This is a genomic window from Arthrobacter sp. AG367 (genome assembly GCF_007828995.1).
Lineage (GTDB): Bacteria > Actinomycetota > Actinomycetes > Actinomycetales > Micrococcaceae > Arthrobacter.
The window spans coordinates 174454-189975 of the sequence record NZ_VIVE01000006.1 but is presented as its reverse complement, the minus strand read 5'-3'; the positions used below and the strand labels follow the sequence as shown (position 1 = coordinate 189975).

Annotated in this window: 16 protein-coding genes; 4 read left to right on the top strand and 12 right to left on the bottom strand. The window is 66.5% G+C overall.

What is annotated here, in order from left to right; all coding sequences use genetic code 11:
- Positions 1–6: 6 nt before the first annotated feature.
- A complete protein-coding gene (locus tag FB478_RS16005) occupies positions 7–615 on the bottom strand; it encodes a GNAT family N-acetyltransferase (protein ID WP_056392686.1) in 609 nt (202 codons plus the stop codon).
- A gap of 74 nt (positions 616–689) precedes the next feature.
- On the opposite strand from FB478_RS16005, the gene FB478_RS16000 reads away from it, so the two are divergent.
- Entirely contained in the window at positions 690–923 is a 234-nt protein-coding gene (locus tag FB478_RS16000; RefSeq protein ID WP_144601101.1) for a DUF6480 family protein, read from the top strand.
- Between the two features lie 9 nt (positions 924–932).
- On the opposite strand, the gene FB478_RS15995 is transcribed toward FB478_RS16000, so the two are convergent.
- The 4 genes from FB478_RS15995 to FB478_RS15980 all read right to left on the bottom strand — a co-directional run bounded on the left by FB478_RS15995 (position 933) and on the right by FB478_RS15980 (position 4638).
- Positions 933–1805: a 3-hydroxyacyl-CoA dehydrogenase family protein gene (locus FB478_RS15995; RefSeq protein WP_018768868.1), complete on the bottom strand. Its 873-nt coding sequence runs from the start codon at positions 1803–1805 to the stop codon at positions 933–935.
- A gap of 3 nt (positions 1806–1808) precedes the next feature.
- Positions 1809–2618, bottom strand: coding sequence for an enoyl-CoA hydratase/isomerase family protein (locus tag FB478_RS15990; protein ID WP_186447815.1), 810 nt, complete (start codon positions 2616–2618; stop codon positions 1809–1811).
- The gene (locus FB478_RS15985) at positions 2618–3844 is read right to left on the bottom strand and encodes a thiolase family protein (RefSeq protein ID WP_026265702.1); all 1227 of its coding nucleotides are present in this window, start codon (positions 3842–3844) and stop codon (positions 2618–2620) included. The genes FB478_RS15990 and FB478_RS15985 overlap by 1 nt, the downstream gene beginning before the upstream one ends.
- A gap of 119 nt (positions 3845–3963) precedes the next feature.
- A complete protein-coding gene (locus FB478_RS15980) occupies positions 3964–4638 on the bottom strand; it encodes a pentapeptide repeat-containing protein (RefSeq protein ID WP_144601100.1) in 675 nt (224 codons plus the stop codon).
- A 129-nt stretch (positions 4639–4767) separates the two neighbouring features.
- On the opposite strand from FB478_RS15980, the gene FB478_RS15975 reads away from it, so the two are divergent.
- On the top strand, positions 4768–4944 hold the full coding sequence (locus FB478_RS15975) for a CsbD family protein (RefSeq protein ID WP_018768872.1): 177 nt from the start codon (positions 4768–4770) through the stop codon (positions 4942–4944).
- A gap of 45 nt (positions 4945–4989) precedes the next feature.
- On the opposite strand, the gene FB478_RS15970 is transcribed toward FB478_RS15975, so the two are convergent.
- The gene (locus FB478_RS15970) at positions 4990–6045 is read right to left on the bottom strand and encodes a DNA polymerase IV (protein WP_056393136.1); all 1056 of its coding nucleotides are present in this window, start codon (positions 6043–6045) and stop codon (positions 4990–4992) included.
- A 123-nt stretch (positions 6046–6168) separates the two neighbouring features.
- Here FB478_RS15970 and FB478_RS15965 point away from each other — a divergent pair, with 123 nt between their 5' ends.
- Complete coding sequence (locus FB478_RS15965; RefSeq protein WP_056392682.1) at positions 6169–6906, top strand: dienelactone hydrolase family protein; 738 nt, start codon at positions 6169–6171, stop codon at positions 6904–6906.
- A gap of 108 nt (positions 6907–7014) precedes the next feature.
- Here the strand turns inward: FB478_RS15965 and FB478_RS15960 are convergent, their stop codons facing one another.
- The 4 genes from FB478_RS15960 to FB478_RS15945 all read right to left on the bottom strand — a co-directional run bounded on the left by FB478_RS15960 (position 7015) and on the right by FB478_RS15945 (position 11875).
- On the bottom strand, positions 7015–8475 hold the full coding sequence (locus FB478_RS15960) for an amino acid permease (RefSeq protein WP_056392681.1): 1461 nt from the start codon (positions 8473–8475) through the stop codon (positions 7015–7017).
- Positions 8476–8649: 174 nt separating this feature from the next.
- Positions 8650–8985 (bottom strand): Rieske (2Fe-2S) protein, encoded by a 336-nt coding sequence (locus FB478_RS15955; protein WP_018768875.1) that lies wholly within the window; start codon positions 8983–8985, stop codon positions 8650–8652.
- A complete protein-coding gene (nirB, locus tag FB478_RS15950) occupies positions 8982–11528 on the bottom strand; it encodes a nitrite reductase large subunit NirB (protein WP_082581800.1) in 2547 nt (848 codons plus the stop codon). The genes FB478_RS15955 and nirB overlap by 4 nt, the downstream gene beginning before the upstream one ends.
- Entirely contained in the window at positions 11528–11875 is a 348-nt protein-coding gene (locus FB478_RS15945; protein WP_018768877.1) for a hypothetical protein, read from the bottom strand. The genes nirB and FB478_RS15945 overlap by 1 nt, the downstream gene beginning before the upstream one ends.
- A 166-nt stretch (positions 11876–12041) precedes the next feature.
- Here FB478_RS15945 and FB478_RS15940 point away from each other — a divergent pair, with 166 nt between their 5' ends.
- Positions 12042–12803 (top strand): CPBP family intramembrane glutamic endopeptidase, encoded by a 762-nt coding sequence (locus tag FB478_RS15940; protein WP_018768878.1) that lies wholly within the window; start codon positions 12042–12044, stop codon positions 12801–12803.
- Between the two features lie 8 nt (positions 12804–12811).
- Here FB478_RS15940 and FB478_RS15935 read toward each other — a convergent pair whose 3' ends face one another.
- A complete protein-coding gene (locus FB478_RS15935; protein ID WP_261377426.1) occupies positions 12812–14530 on the bottom strand; it encodes a hypothetical protein in 1719 nt (572 codons plus the stop codon).
- Between the two features lie 54 nt (positions 14531–14584).
- Positions 14585–15520, bottom strand: coding sequence for a carbohydrate ABC transporter permease (locus FB478_RS15930; protein ID WP_056392680.1), 936 nt, complete (start codon positions 15518–15520; stop codon positions 14585–14587).
- Between the last annotated feature and the right edge of the window lie 2 nt (positions 15521–15522).

Sequence of the window (15522 nt, the reverse complement as noted above, 5' to 3'; positions counted from 1 at the left end):
CCCGCCCTACGTCCGCCGGGCCAGCCGGTACTCAAGCCCGGCACGGACGGCAGGCCATTCATGGTCCAGGATGGAGAACACCACGGTGTCCCGCAGGTTCCCGTCGCTGGTCCGTGAGTGGCTGCGCAGCACGCCGTCCTGCTTTGCGCCCAACCGGGCGATGGCCTCCCGCGACTGGTGGTTCAGCCAGTGGGTGCGGAACTCCACGGCCGGGCAACCGACCACCTCGAAGGCGTGCCGAAGCAGCAGGAGCTTGGAGTCCGGGTTGGTGCCGGTGCCCTGCGCGGAGGCGGCGTTCCAGGTGGAGCCGATCTCCACGCGCGGCGTGGCGGGGTCGATGTTCATGTAGGTGGTCATGCCGATGATGCGGCCCGGCCCGCCGCTGGCGGCGTCGATCATACGGGTGGTGAAGGGGAGCATTGATCCCTGCTCCTGCAGGGACAGGCGGCGCCGGATCTCTGCCGCCATGGCGTCCGGAGCCGGGACCGACGTGTACCAAAGCTTCCACAGCTCGCCGTCACTGGCCGCATCCACCAGGCCGTCGTGGTGCTCCTCCGCGAGCGGCTCCAGGATTACGTAGCGGCCGGTCAGGGTAAGGGGTTCAAGGAAAGTCACTGCACCAGCCTAGGGCCGCCGGTAGGCGGGTTACGCTTGGGGGCAGCACCACGGCGTCGAGCGAGGGAGTTACTGTGTCAGGAACCAACCCGGATCCCGAGGACGACAAGATCACCGGCCTGGAGCCGGGCGGCGGGGTTCCGCCGGGCGAAACTCCGCCGGGGGAAGCATCCACCGTCGGCCCGCAGGGCCGTGAGGAGCGCGGGCCCGGGAAGGGCACGCAGTTCCTGTGGATCGCCGTTATCGGCGTCGTGGTCCTGCTGTGCCTCCTGTACTTCATCGGCTACATTGTGGGCTTCTTCGACTAGGCAGCGTTTCTAGCTGGGCCAGTCGAAAAAGCCCTTGCCCGTCTTGCGTCCCAGTTCACCGCGGGCCACCTTGTCCTTGAGGATCTGCGGCGGCGCGAACCGCTCGCCCAGGGTGGAGTGCAGGTATTCGGCGATGCCCAGCCGCACATCCAAGCCCACGATGTCCGTGGTCCTGAGCGGTCCGGTGGGATGTTTGTAGCCGAGCACCATCGCGGCGTCGATGTCCTCAGCGGACGCCACGCCTTCCTCCACCATCCGCATGGCTTCGAGGGCGATGGCCACGCCAAGCCGGGATGACGCGAACCCCGGGGCATCATTGACGACGACGGCGGTCTTGCCGAGTGCCTCCACCCACGTTTTCGCCGCGGCGGCAAGTTCGGGAGACGTGCGCTCACCCAGCACCACCTCAATGAGGGTGGAGGCCGGCACGGGGTTGAAGAAGTGAAGGCCCAGGAAGTTCTCCGGCCGCTTCAGTTCACGGGCCAGGCCGTTGACGGACAGCGACGAGGTGTTGGACGCGATGCAGGCATCCTCCGTCAGCCGTTCCTCGATCCCGCGCAGCGCCGTCACCTTGAGGTCCCAGTCTTCGGGCACGGCTTCCACCACCAGCTGACGGCCGGCAAAGGAGTCGTAGTCGGTGCTGACGGTGAGCCGCGACACCAGCTCTTCGAAGTTGGCGTCCACACCGCCGCGCTCAATACTCTTCGCGGCCGCGGACTCCACCCGTTCCCGGGCGGCCTGGGCGGAGACGTCGTCGCGCTCCACCACCAGCACGTCGGCGCCCTTGATCAGGAAAGCGTGGGCAATACCGGCGCCCATGCGGCCGCCGCCCAGCACTCCCACGTAAGTGGGAAGGTTGGCGGGGACTTCAATGTTGCTCATGGTCTACTTTCCGTCGGCTGGATTGGCGGAGGCGGCGTTGGCCTTCTTGGCTGCGTTCCGGTCCAGGAACGCCTGCATCCGGTCGAACTTGGCCTGGGATTCGAACAGGATGCCCTGGGCCAGCTGGTCGATCAGCGGATGCGCCTCGGCAGGGGCGTGGAACACGGATTTGGTAATGCGGACGGCCAGCGGGTCCTGCCGCCCGATCCTGTTGGCCAGGCCGTGGGCTGCATCCAAAAGCTCCGCGGGATCGTGGATTTCGGTGATGAGGTTGGCCGCTTTGGCCTCATCGGCGCCGAGGATAAGGCCGGCCAGCAGGATCTGCTTGGCCAGCGGTTCGCCCACCAGCTCCTTCAACCGCCAGCTGGCCCCGGCCGCGGCAAGGATTCCCAGCCCGGTTTCCGGGTTGCCGATCCGCACGTTGGGGGTGCCGATCCGGAAGTCCGCAGCGTAGGCAAGCTCCGCCCCGCCGCCCAGGCAGTAACCGTCCAGTGCGGCAATGACCGGCATGGGCAGCTTGGCGATCCGGACGAAGATGGTGGAGTTGATCCCCTGCAGGGCATCGTCCCGACGCCTTTCGCGAAGCTGCGCGATGTCCGCGCCGGAGGCGAAGACACCCTCCACGCCGGCAATGATCAGCACCTTGGGGTTCTGTTCCAGCGCTGTGCAGACAACATGGAGCTCATCCACCATCTGCTGGTCAATTGCGTTCTTCACCTCGGGCCGGTTGAGCAGCACCACCACCCGGTCGTCCCGCTCCTCCACCAAAAGGGCGGTGAACTCTTCCGCCGCCAAGTCCACGCAGGCCGCCATCAGATTTTCTCCAGCAGCAGGGCGGTGCCCTGGCCGACGCCCACGCACATGGTGGCAAGGCCGATTCGGGCGTCCTCACGCTCCATCCGTCCCAGCAGGGTGATGGCAATCCGTGAGCCGCTGGAACCAAGCGGGTGCCCCAGGGCGATGGCTCCGCCGTCGCGGTTCACGATTTCCGGCTCCAGCCCCAGGCGCCGGATGCAGGCCAGGGACTGCGTGGCAAAGGCTTCATTAAGTTCGACGGCGGACAGGTCACCGACGCCCAGGCCGCTGCGCTTGAGTACTTTCTGGGTGGCGGGGACGGGACCAATGCCCATGATCTCGGGTTCACAGCCGGCAGACGCGCCGTCGATGATGCGCGCCCGGGGTGTCAGGCCCAACCGCTCGATGGCTGCCTCCGACGCCACAATGATCGCCGAGGCGCCGTCGTTGAGGGACGAGGAGTTCCCGGCGGTCACCACGGATCCGCCGTGCGCCACCGGCTTCAGCGCTGCAAGAACGTCCATGCTGGTGCCGGGGCGCGGGCCTTCGTCCGTATCCACCACCGTTTCGGATTTGCGTGTCTTGACGGTCACGGGAACGATCTCGTCCTTGAAGCGGCCGGCTTCGATGGCGTCCAGGGCAAGCTGGTGCGAGCGGACGGCGAATGCATCGGCGTCCTCGCGGGAGATGCCATCCACCCTGGCCACTTCCTCTGCCGTTTCAGGCATGGAGTAGGTCATCTTGCCGTCGCGGGACAGCCCGCCGTGCTGGAAGTGGGGGTTGGTGAACCGCCAGCCGATGGAGGTGTCAAAGATCTGGCCCGGCTTGGCGAAGGCGGCGGTGGGCTTCTCCTGCACCCAGGGTGCCCGGCTCATGGACTCAACCCCGCCGGCAATCACGATGTCCGCGGCGCCGGCCTTGATCATATGGCTGGCCTGGATGATGGCGCTCAGGCCGGAGGCACAGAGCCGGTTGACCGTTATGCCCGGGATGTGCAGCGGCAGCCCGGCAAGCAGGGTGGCCATCCGGGCCACGTTCCGGTTCTCCTCCCCCGCGCCGTTCGCGTTGCCGAGAATTACTTCGTCAATGCTCTCGGGATCCAGACCGGCGCGTTCCACGGCCTCGCGGAGCACCAGGGCGGCGAGGTCGTCCGGGCGCACGGCGGACAGCGCGCCTCCGTACCTGCCCACGGGCGTTCGGACCCCGCCAACAAGGAAAGCCTGCGGACCTGCGGTTGCAGCCATGGAAACACCCTTCACGCGATAAACAGCACTGTCATCGGCGGCCGGCACAGCGGAATCCTCCACTTACCGACCGTTCGTTCTGTAAATGGTACACGGCGATGCTGTGCATGCGCATCCAGTTACAGGACTGTCACCCCCAGGTGGGCGGCAAGGAGTGGCGCGAGGAGTCCCAGCTGGTAATCGCCAATCACCATGCCGGCCAGGCTGCCGAGTCCACTGATTTTGCGGAATTCCGTACCCCTGAGGTCAAAGTCCTTCAGCTTGGCTCCAGCCAGGTCCAGCGATCCCACCGTGCAGTCCACAAGCTTCACGCGGGTTGCCACGGCGGCACCAAGGTCAAGTTCATTGATGATGCAGCCGGTGATCAGCACATCCGTGAGCTTGGCGCCGCGGAGGTTGAGGAAGTCCAGCTTGCCGCCGTCGATCCGGACGGACCGCCAGCCGCTTTCATAGAGCTCAGCAGAGCCCAGGCGCGGATTGCGGAACTCCACCTCCTGCCAGGTGCTCCGTGCGCCCCGGAAGACGGGCGCATACAGTTCGGCCAGGATGCAGTCGCGGAACGAGGCACCGCGAAGCTGGGTCTCATTGAAGGACGCGGCCTCGAAGACGCACTCGGAAAAGACGGCACCGCCCAGGTCCAGGCCGTCGGCGGCGGGACGGCTGAACCGGGCGTTCTCATGCCTCCCGCCACGCCGGAACTCGAGGTCCGGGCGGTCCTCAAGACCCTGCAGTTCCACCGGGGAGAGCCGGGGCGGCGCCACTTTGGCCACCCCCTTGCCTCGCACTTTATCCATGGCCCGAGCCTAACGGCCGGCACCGACAAGGAACAGCACGCCCAGGGCCAGGGGCTTGAAATAGTAAGCAAGCTTTGCATATTGTGAGAGAGCACGGTTGATCGACGGAAACGAAAGGAGGCCGGAACCATGGGCCTCGGAGACAAGATCAGTAACGCGGCAGAGGACCTTGGCGGCAAGGCCAAGGAAGCTGCAGGAACCGCGACCGACAATGACCGGCTGAAGGCAGAGGGCCAGGCCGACCAGGTCAAAGCCGATGCCAAGAAGGTCGGCGAGAGTGTGAAGGACGAGTTCAAGCGGGACTAGTTCCTTGCTGGTGCGGCCGCAGCGAACGGCGTGCTGCACCAGCCCTCACCATCCACTGCGGGTGGGCGTGTGCCCCTTTCGCGAATCCTCGGGCATGGTCATCTCGGCCCGGAGGCCGAGCAACCGGATGGGCCGGCCCGGCTCGATCTTCGCCAGGAGGTCGAAGGTCCGGGCCAGTACTTCGCCCGGATCGGACGTCGCGGGGATCTTCCGTCCGTAGGTCGTGGTGCTGAACGGGGCGTACCGCACCTTCAACGTCAGGCCAATCACCGGCCGCCCCTCGGCAGCAACATCCTCCAGCACCCGCGCGGCCAACTCCCTAACGGCGTCGTCAATTTCCGCCGCATCCGTCAGGTCGCGCTGGAAGGTGGTCTCCCTGCTGTGCCCCCGGGCCACCCAGGGAGTATCGTCGACCACCCGCGCGCCGTCGCCCCGCCCAAGCTGGGCGTACCAGGGACCCATCTTGGGACCGAACTCGGGGACCAGGTCACCGGGGTCCGCGGCTGCGAGCGCCTCGACAGTCTTGATGCCCAGCTTGGCCAGGCGCTGGGAGACCTTTGCACCAATGCCCCACAGCTCAATCGTGGGACGGCCCCCCATGACGTCAAGCCAGTTGCCTTCCGTCAGCCGGAAGATGCCGGCGGGCTTGCCAAATCCGGTGGCAACCTTGGCACGGACCAGGGTGTCGCCAATCCCGATGCTGCAGTGGAGGCGCGTTTCCGCCAGGACGGCCTGCTGGATTTGCCGGGCGCAGGCCTCCGGATCCGTCGTCTCGACGCCGACGAACGCCTCATCCCAGCCGAGCACCTGCACCGTTGACCCGGGCTGCGAGCGCAGCACTGCCATGACCTTCTCCGATGCCTCCAGGTACGCCTCGTGGTCCACGGGAAGGATGACCGCGTCCGGCACTTTCCGCGCGGCGATGCGCAGCGGCATGCCGGAGCCGACGCCATAGGCCCTGGCTTCGTAGGACGCCGTAGACACGACTGCCCGTTCGGTGGGATCACCTCGGCCGCCCACGATCACTGGCTTGCCCGCGAGCTCAGGCCGGCGGAGCACTTCGACGGCAGCGATGAATTGGTCCAGGTCCACGTGCAGCACCCATGGTTCGCTCACATGCCCAGTCTGCCCCGACCCGGCGCTGCAGGCCATCCTTCCCACAACCCATCAGGGCTGGAACCCGAAAGGCGGGACTTCCGCAGGGCGTGCGGTTAGCCTTGGCCGATGACCATCGTTGAGCTGGGCGACGAAAGCGCCGCCGCGGGCGGTTCCCCCGGCCTGCGCGGCTACCTGGCAGTACCTGACGGGCAAGGCCCTTTTCCCGCCGTCGTGATGATCCATGAGGTGTTCGGCCTGGATGACCAGACCCGTCGGCACGCGGACCGTCTGGCCCGTGCCGGCTACCTCACGCTGGCCCTGGACCTGTTCAGCGACGGCGGACGGCGGCGGTGCCTGGTGGGAACCATGCGAGCCATGGCGGCCCGCAGGGGCCGGCCCTTCATCGACATCGCCACGGCCCGGAAATGGCTTGCGGAATCGGAACTCGGCAACGGCAGGACAGGGGTGATCGGCTTCTGCATGGGCGGCGGGTTCGCCCTGCTGGTGGCCCGTGACGGGTTCGATGCCGCCTCCGTCAATTACGGCCGGCTTCCGGGAAAGCAGCAGGAGGACCTGGTGGAAGCGCTGCGCGGAGCCTGTCCGATCGTGGCCAACTATGGCGGTGCTGACAAGTCACTGAAGGGAGCCGCAGCACGGCTGGAGTCAGCCCTGGACCAGCTGGGCATCGAGCACAGCGTCAAGGAATTCCCTGCGGCCGGCCACGCGTTCCTCAATGATGAAGAGCTGGGTCCGGTCCTCCTCCGGCCCTTGATGCGCGTCATGGGCGTGGGACCGGACCCGGAGTCCTCGCCCGAAGCCTGGCAGCGCATTGAGGACCACTTCGCCAGGTACCTTCGCGGCTGACGGGCCGCCTGGCTGGACGGAGCGAGGCCACGTGGCCCAAACGCGGACGACGGCGGTCTCCCGCCAAGGGGAGTCCCGCCGTCGTCCGTGCTGCTGGGGCCGGAAGGGCTAGCTGAAGAGCTGGCTCTTGGGCTGGTTGTTCTTGACCTTCTGCCAGCCCAGCCACAGGACCAGCGCGAAGAACGGAATGGTGGCCAGGGTCCACAGGCCCAGGTAGAACACCTCGCCGTCCTTGCTGGTCATGGTGTCGAACCCGATCAGCACGGTGATGGCGAGCAGGCCCAGCATGCCCGCCCAGCTGGTCCACGGCGAGCCGGGCATGGGCAGGGTGGAAGTGACGCCCTTGCGGCGCCGCAGCACGATCTGGCTGGCGAAGATGGAGCCCCAGCAGAAGATCACGCCGATGGAGGCACTGTTGAGCGCCAGGTCGAACGCGTGCGAGCCGCCCAGCCAGATGTTCAGCAGGATGCCCACGAGGTAGAACGCGGCGATGGCCAGGATGGCTGCATACGGGACGTGCCGCTTGGACATTTTGGTGAGCCACTGCGGGGCGTGGCCGTTGTTGGCCATGGTGCGGAAGACCCGGCCGATGGAGTACAGCCCGGAGTTGCAGGAGGAGAGGGCGGCGGTGATGACGATCATGTTCATGACGTCGCCCACCCAGCCCAGGCCCATCTGGCCGAAGACGGTCACGAACGGGGACGTGCCGGCCTTGTACTGGTCGGACGGCAGCAGCATGGCCAGAAGCAGGACGGACCCTACGTAGAACACCACAATGCGCAGCACGACGGCGCGGATCGCCTTGGGCACTTCGCGTTCCGGCTTTTCCATCTCGCCGGCGGTGACGCCCACCAGTTCGATGCCGTTGTAGGCGAAGATAACGGCATTGAGGACCAGGACCATCACCAGCGCGCCCTTGGGGAACATGCCGCCCTCGGCCGCGAAGAGGTTCGACACGGACGCGTGGCCGTCGCCCACCTTGGCGTTGGTGACCACCATGAAGGTGCCCACGGCCAGGAAGATGACGATTGCGCCGACCTTGAGGCAGGAGGCCCAGAATTCGAACTCGCCGAACGCTTTGACGCTCAGCAGGTTGACGGCCACCAGGAGCGCCAGGGCGGCGATGGCCGACGCTTCCACGGGGACATTGGGGAAGAAGAACTGGAAGTACAGGCCGATGGCGATGAGCTCGGCGATGCCGGTCATGCCCCAGTTGATGAAGTACATCCAGCCGGACAGGTAGGCGCCCTTTTGGCCGAACATCTCACCGGAGTAGCTCACCAGGGAGCCGGAGGTCTGGCGGTACATGATGAGTTCGCCCAGGGCCCGCATGAGCAGGTAGGCGATGACGCCGGCGATGGCGTAGGAGAAGATCAGGGCCGGGCCGGTGGAGGCGAGGCGGCCGCCGGCTCCCATGAAGAGGCCGACGCCGATGGCGCCGCCCATGGCGATCATGGTGACGTGGCGCCGGCCGAGCGTCTTGCTGTAGCCCTCGGCGCTGAGGGATGAGTCGACGGCGACGGGTGGGGCCGTGCGGTTCTCGAGATCTGTGGGGGTACTTTGAGGCACAACGATTCCTTGTGGGTTGGGGGTTGGCCGCATCCGGACTTCGTATGATCAAGCTCACAAAATTCGGCCTCTGGGCCGTTGAACCTGCAGATGTGTGGGCGGATCGTCGAACTGCCGAAGCTTCACGCGACCTGACCATCCTACAAGACAGTCCGGAGTGGTACGTGACGCGCACTACATCTCAGCCGTCTCCAGCACCAGATTCTGCTCCGGATCCAGGGAAATCCGGTAGGTCCGCAGGGGTTCCGCTCCGGTGGTGGAGCATCCCGACGTGAGGTCGAACGCGTGCTGGTGCAGCGGACAAATCACCACCTGCCGGTCCACGGTGCCGTCCGCAACAGGGCCGCCGCGGTGGGGGCAGACCCCGGAGACCGCCCGCAACGAACCGTCCCGCAGCCGGAAGACGGCCACCTGTTCGCTCCCGACTCCGAAGGCCCTTCCCTCGCCCAGGGGAATCTGGTCGACCGGCCCCAGGACATGGGCGCCGGCACCTGTTCCGGCGCCGCTCATCGGACCGGCACCTGAGGGAGGACGGTCAGGGGCAGAGAAGTCCTGAACTGGCCGGGCGTTCGCGGGTCATCGCGTTCCTGCCACGGATCAACGTAGCTGTCCACGGAGGCCTGCACCGCCTCGTCAAGCCGTCCGGCGATCCCCTCTGCGTCCTGCACAATCACGGCCCGCAGGTGCTCGATGCCCACGCGCGGGACGAAGGCATAGGTCCGTTCCAGCCAGTTGGCCTGTTCGCGGTAGTACTGCATGAAACGGCCGGTAAGGACCTTCACCTCTTCCGGATCGTCCACGGTGGCCAGCAGGTCTCCCTTGCGGATGTGGGCACCGGCGGCTCCCCCTACATAGATCTCCCAGCGGCCGCCCTCCACTGCCACCACGCCCACATCCTTCACCAGCGATTCGGCGCAGTTCCGGGGACACCCGGAGACTGCGAGCTTGAGTTTGGCGGGCGCCTCGAGGCCCTGGAAGCGGGATTCGATCTCGATGCCCAGTTTGGTGGAGTCGCCGGTGCCGTAACGGCAAAAGTCCTTTCCCACGCAGGTTTTCACGGTGCGGAAGCTCTTGCCGTAGGCATAGCCGGAGGGCATGTCCAGGTCCGCCCACACCTGCGGCAGGTCCTCCTTGCGGATCCCCAGCAGGTCGATGCGCTGCCCCCCGGTGAGCTTGATCAGCGGGACGTTGTGCTTCTCCGCAACATCTGCGATCCGCCGCAGCTGCTGGACCGACGTCACGCCGCCCTTCATCTGGGGCACCACGGAAAAGGTGCCGTCCCGCTGGATGTTGGCGTGGACCCTGTCGTTGATGAAGCGGGCGTCGCGTTCGTCGATGTACCGGTCCCCAAGCATCATCTTGAGCAGCGAGGCGAGCCCCATCTTCGACTTTGCATCCTCGGCGCCGCCCGGCGCCAGCGCCTGGAACACGGCCGAAACCGACCGCAGGCCGCGTGCCCGGATTTCTGCCATCAGGGCCTGCTTGTCCAGGGGGATGCCGGGAACGTAGTAGCCGGCAGCGGGATCCTCTTCCACCGCTCCGTCGGCCGCCCACTCCACCACCTGCCGCACCAGGAGCTTGCAGGAGCCGCACCCTTTACCGGCACGGGTGGCGTCCATGGCCCCGGACACCGAGGTGCAGCCGCCCTTCACCGCGCCCACCAGGTCCTTCTTGCTGACGCCGTTGCAGTTGCAGACCTGTGCTTCGCCGTCGAGCTCCGCGACTCCGGCCTCCTCCCCGGGCGTGCCAAGATCGAACATCAGCCCGAGCCGTTCCTCGGGCAACGGAAGCCCGCGGTCGAACGCTTGGGTCAGGTAGGCCACCTTGCGGCTGTCCCCCAGCAGCGTGGCGCCCACCATCTTGTTGTCCCGCACCACGATGGACTTGAAGACCCCGCGGCTGGGCTCGGAAAAGACGATGTGTTCGTCCGTCTCAAGTTCCGGCCCGTGCAGGCCCATGGAAGCCACCTCGACGCCGGCCACCTTCAGTTTGGTGGCCGTGCGCGAGCCCAGGTACGCGGCGCCCGTGTCCGTCCCCGTCACATGGTTGGCCAGCACCACCGCCTGCTCCCACAGCGGGGCCACCAGCCCGTACACCTCACCGCGGTGCTGGACGCACTCCCCCACCGCGTAGATGTCGTCCTCGTCCTGGACCCGCAGGCTGTCATCCACCACAATGGCCCGCTCCACCGGGAGCCCGCTAAGGACAGCCAGGTCCACGTTGGGACGGATCCCGGCCGCCACCACCACCATGTCGCACGCAATGTCCGGCCGGCCGCGGAGGCTGACGCCGGTCACCCTCTCCCTGCCAAGGACGGCCGTGGTCCGGCAGCCGGTCAGTACCCCGATGCCCAGGGCCTCAACGCTCCGGCGGAGCACCGCACCGCCGTCGGGCCCCATCTGTGCGCTCATCAGGTGGCCGCCGGAGTGGACCACGTCCACGCCCAGCCCGAAGCTGCGCAGCCCGGCAGCGGCCTCCAGCCCCAGCAGGCCCCCGCCGATCACCACGGCGTGCCGGTGATGTTCCTGCTGTGCGTGGGCAGCCATTTTGCGGGTGTCATCGATGGTGCGGAAGCCGAAGACGCCCTGCTTCACCGACCCGCCGGGCGTGTAGAGGCCGTCCAGGGGAGGAAGGTGGGAGCGGCTTCCAGTGGCGATGATCAGCGTGTCGTAGGGCGTCACCCGACCGTCGCTGGAAAACACGTGCTTGGCGAACCGGTCGATCCTGTCCGCCCGGACGCCCGCGTGCAGCGTGATCCCGTTGTCCTGGTACCAGGATAGTGGGTTGAGGAAGATGTCCGCGTCGCTCTCCTCGCCCGAAAGGACGTGGCTGAGCATGATCCGGTTGTAGTTTCCGTACGGCTCGTCCCCGAACATGGTGATGCTGAACTGCTCCGCACCGCCCCGGGCCAGGATCTCCTCCACCGCCCGGGCGCCGGCCATGCCGTTGCCGATGACCACGAGGCGCCGGCGGCTGTCCCCTGCGCGGGACCGGGGCCTGGGTCGGGCTGCGGCTTGCGCCCCGGTTTGCGTCTGCTCCGCCATGCTGCCCATCAGTGCTCCACCATCCCCAGGTCGATCACCACGGATCCGTGGACTCCCTCGGGCGCCGCCAGGTACAGCTCAATCACCGAGCCGCCGTCGATGTCCTCCACCACGCGCAGCGGAACATGGACCTCGTTCCTGGCTCCGATGGGGAAGTACCGCATCGGAACGCCGTTGCGCATGAGCACCACGGCGATCAGTTCGCTGCTTGAGTTGCCGCCGCGGAAGTACAGCGCCTGGTTGATCACCCCGTCCGGGACGTAGTGCGAGAGTTCGCTGTGCAGGGGGACGGGCTTCTCCATTCCCACGCCCTGGAAGTGGTAAATGCCTTGCAGGAAAAGGTTCTTGGTGATCACGGACAGATCCTTTCGGCCGGCGGAAAGACGGGCATGGGCCCATCTTCCGCCGCCGATGTTTCCGGCCGCCGGTCCCCCGGTAAAGACTGCTTTACGCGATTCTCACCGTTCCGTCAGCCCGGATACCGGCACCTGCTGCTGCCTGGTTGGGGGATAGGCTGAAAGCATGGCAACAGTCCACCGCGTACCGCCCGCGCCACAGCCCCAGCTGTACCGCTTCTCCCCCATGGACCTGGCCACGCTGTGCCTCTACGTTGCCATCGCAGGGTTCTTCGCGGTTGCCGGCGATCTGGTGGTTCCCTTCGTCCGGCAGATCGCACCGTCCCCCGCCGCCGCCACCTACGCCGTGAACCTGCTGTTCTATGCCTCGGTGGGAATACTGGCGCTGCTGGCCGCCCGCAAAGTGGTGGTCCGGGACCTCAAGGTCCTGGCAACCCGGCCCTGGTTCACGCTGCTGATGGTGCCGGCGGCCGTAATCGCCATGATGATCCTCACCGCAATTGTGGTGGCCGCCAACGGGCAGGTGGAGACCTCCGCGAACCAGGCGGGCCTGCAGGCGCTCATGCAGCAGGTTCCCGCGTGGCTCATGGTTCCGCTGCTGGTGGTGGTGGGCCCGTTCGTGGAGGAATACATCTTCCGCCACCTGCTGATCGGCAAGCTCAGCAGGCGCCTCAACATCTGGATCTGCTGTGCCCTGTCCGTCCTGCTGTTCGCAGCGCTCCACATCGTGGGGCAGGAAGCGATCACCCTCACCGCATTGCTCCCCTACCTGGCCATGGGCGCCACGCTGGTGTTCGTTTACGTGTGGACGGGGAAGAACGTGATGTTCTCCTACTTCGTGCACGCCGCCAAGAACCTGCTGGCGGTAATCCTGGTCTACGCCATCCCGCCGGAACTCTTCGAGCAGATGCAGAACATCCAGGCATAGGCCCGGCGTCAGCCAGGGACCGTGTACCCCCGGAACCGGAACCGGTGGCTTCCTGCGGTGCGCCCGGTGATGTAGACCTTAACGCCGCCGGCGGCATTGGTGCCGCCGAGGTAGCGGTAGCTTTCACCGGGATTGTATCCGGCAGGGTCATCCGGATCCATCGGCAGTCCCGGGCCAAACTCAATGACCTCGTTGCCCACCCGATAAGAGCCAGTGCCTGCCACCAGCCGGAATGTTCCGGCATCCCCCACCCGTTCGACGCCGTCCAGCACTCCGCCCGGCCGGAACGTGAGTTCAAGAGCAAAAGCCGTTTGGGTGCCTGCAAAGCCGATGTCCAGGCCAACGTGCCCGGCGTCGCACTGCACGACGATCTCCGTGGCCAGCCTGTGGATGTCCCGGGGACGCGCGCTGAACTCCATGGCGGCGCTGAACCTGCCTTCATGTTCCAGTGCGTAAACCCCGTCTGCCCGCACTCTCTCCGGCGGCAGCGGCTGGTAGAAGTTCGCCTGCACCTCTTCCGAGAGCACCATCGACCGGTCCTGCCGAAGAGCGCGTTGGCTGCGGAACGGACCCAGGTCGAAGAAGCTCCTGGACAGGCGCACGTCGGAGAGCAGCGCTGCGCCATGTCCGAAACGGAGGAAGGAGGGGTTGGTGGCCAAACCCGAGCCCACACCCGGAACCAGGGGGTCGCAGCCGCCGAACACAGTGGCCACCGAAGCGCCGGAACGGAACCGGTACACCCCGCAGCTCTCCAGTGCTGCCTCCTCCGGGGCAAGGGCGCGCGGCAGTGACAGGACGCCGGCGGCCGGCGGCGGTGCAGCCGGACCCGTCCCTGCCAGCCGGGGATCCAGCCTGGCAATGGCCAGCAGCTTGGCGGGTTCGTGCAAAGGAAACCGTGCCAGCCAGGCGGCTGCGGCGGCAAAATCAGGCCGCCCGTCCTGTGCCGCCAAGCGCCGGTAGAGGTGGAGGAACGGGGCGGCACCAAACGCCATCCACTGGTCCTGCCGCCGTGAAAACACTGATTCCACTGTGCCGTCACCGTTGAACCAGGGCAGGAAGGCAGTGAGGTTGCGCCGGACGTGGTCCACAAGCTCCGGGCGGTCTGCGCAGTCGGCGATGGTCAGCAGGGAAGGGTTGGTGACCGCCGTGGCGTACAGCGGGCTCCGTTCCGAGTACATTCCGTCCGGCAGTTGGTCAATGCCTTCGGCCAGCCACTGTGCTATCCGCGGCGGAATGTCCGCCCGCGGCTGGAGAAGGTTGACCTGGGCGAGGGCCGCGCAAAGCTCCCAGCGGTGGTTTGGAGTGTGGACGCCTCCGGCCACCATGGCATCAACGGATCGTGCCACGATCGCCGAGAGCCGGGCGTCCACCTCTTCCAGCAGGGGGCCCGGAGCGGCCAGGCGGCGGATGAGCCGCAGCGCCAGGCAGACGTCGTTCAGCGTGAAGGCTGAGTCCGGCGGCGAGCACAGGTTGGTGCCGTCGAACAGGCCGGTGGGTCCCTGCAGGGCCTCCAGCCGGTCCAGGCAAGGGCCCATCGCCGCGCCGGGACGGTCCGCCAGGTGGAAGCTGGAGCCTGTTTCGGTGAAGACCGTGACCAGGTCCAGCAGCCTGGCCATGGCGGGCCGGTGCGCCAAGGCCTGGACGTCGTCGTCGTCGTGCGTTGCCAGGAAGTCCGCCACGTGCCGGTCCGCTGCCCGCGACACCTGCTCCAGGAATGCCGTGTCCATAGTTGTTGTCTGCAATTTGCTGCCTTTCACCGGTTCCGCCGCGGCGGGACCGTCCTAGTCCTTCAGGCCGGCGCTGACGTCCGCGTTCAACACGTACTTCTGGAAGATGAAGAACACCAGCACCAGCGGCAGGAGGGAAATGACGGAGGCCCCAAGGAGGACCGGCCAGTCGATGTTTTCCGCACCCACGATGCTTCGCAGCGCCACCTGCAGGGTGTACCACTTGGGATCGTTCAGCACGATCAGCGGCCAGATGTAGTCGTTCCAGCGCCACTGGAAGGAGAAGATGGCCAGCGTGAAGAGGATCGGCTTGGAGAGCGGGAGCATGATCCTGAAGAAAATGGCCAGCTCGCCCGCGCCGTCGATCCTGGCGGAGTGCAGCAGGTCGTCCGGAACCGTGAGGAAGAACTGCCGGAACATGAACACCCCGGTTGCCGTCAACACGGACGGCACGATGATACCCGCCAGCGAGTTGTACAGCCCCAGGTCACGGATCACGGAAAAAGTGGGGTTCAGGATGACCTCAGTGGGCAGCATGGTGGTGGCCAGGATGCAGACGAAGAACAACCTGGTTCCCTTGTTGTTGTACTTGGCGAGCGCATATCCCGTGCAGGCACTGAAGAAGACCGTCAGCACCGTGGTCACGATGGACACCGTGGCCGTGTTCAGGAAGTACTGGGCGAAGTCCACCCGTTCCCACGCATCCACAAAGCCCTGGAACGTCCATTCGCGGGGGATCATGGACAGCGGGTAGCTGAACAGCTCGCTTCCGGGCTTGAACGAGCTGAGGAGGAACCACAGAAGGGGCAGTGCGTACAGGGCGGCGATCAGCCACGTCAGCACGGTCAGCGGGATGGATGCCTTGGCACGGAGTTCCGTGTTGCCCGGCCGGTGGCGGGTCTTGCGCCTGCCGGGCGCTTGGGAGGAACGCTCCGCGCCCAGTGCGGGTTCCTCCGCCACGGCGGGAGGCAGGTTGGCAGCAGCAGCCATGG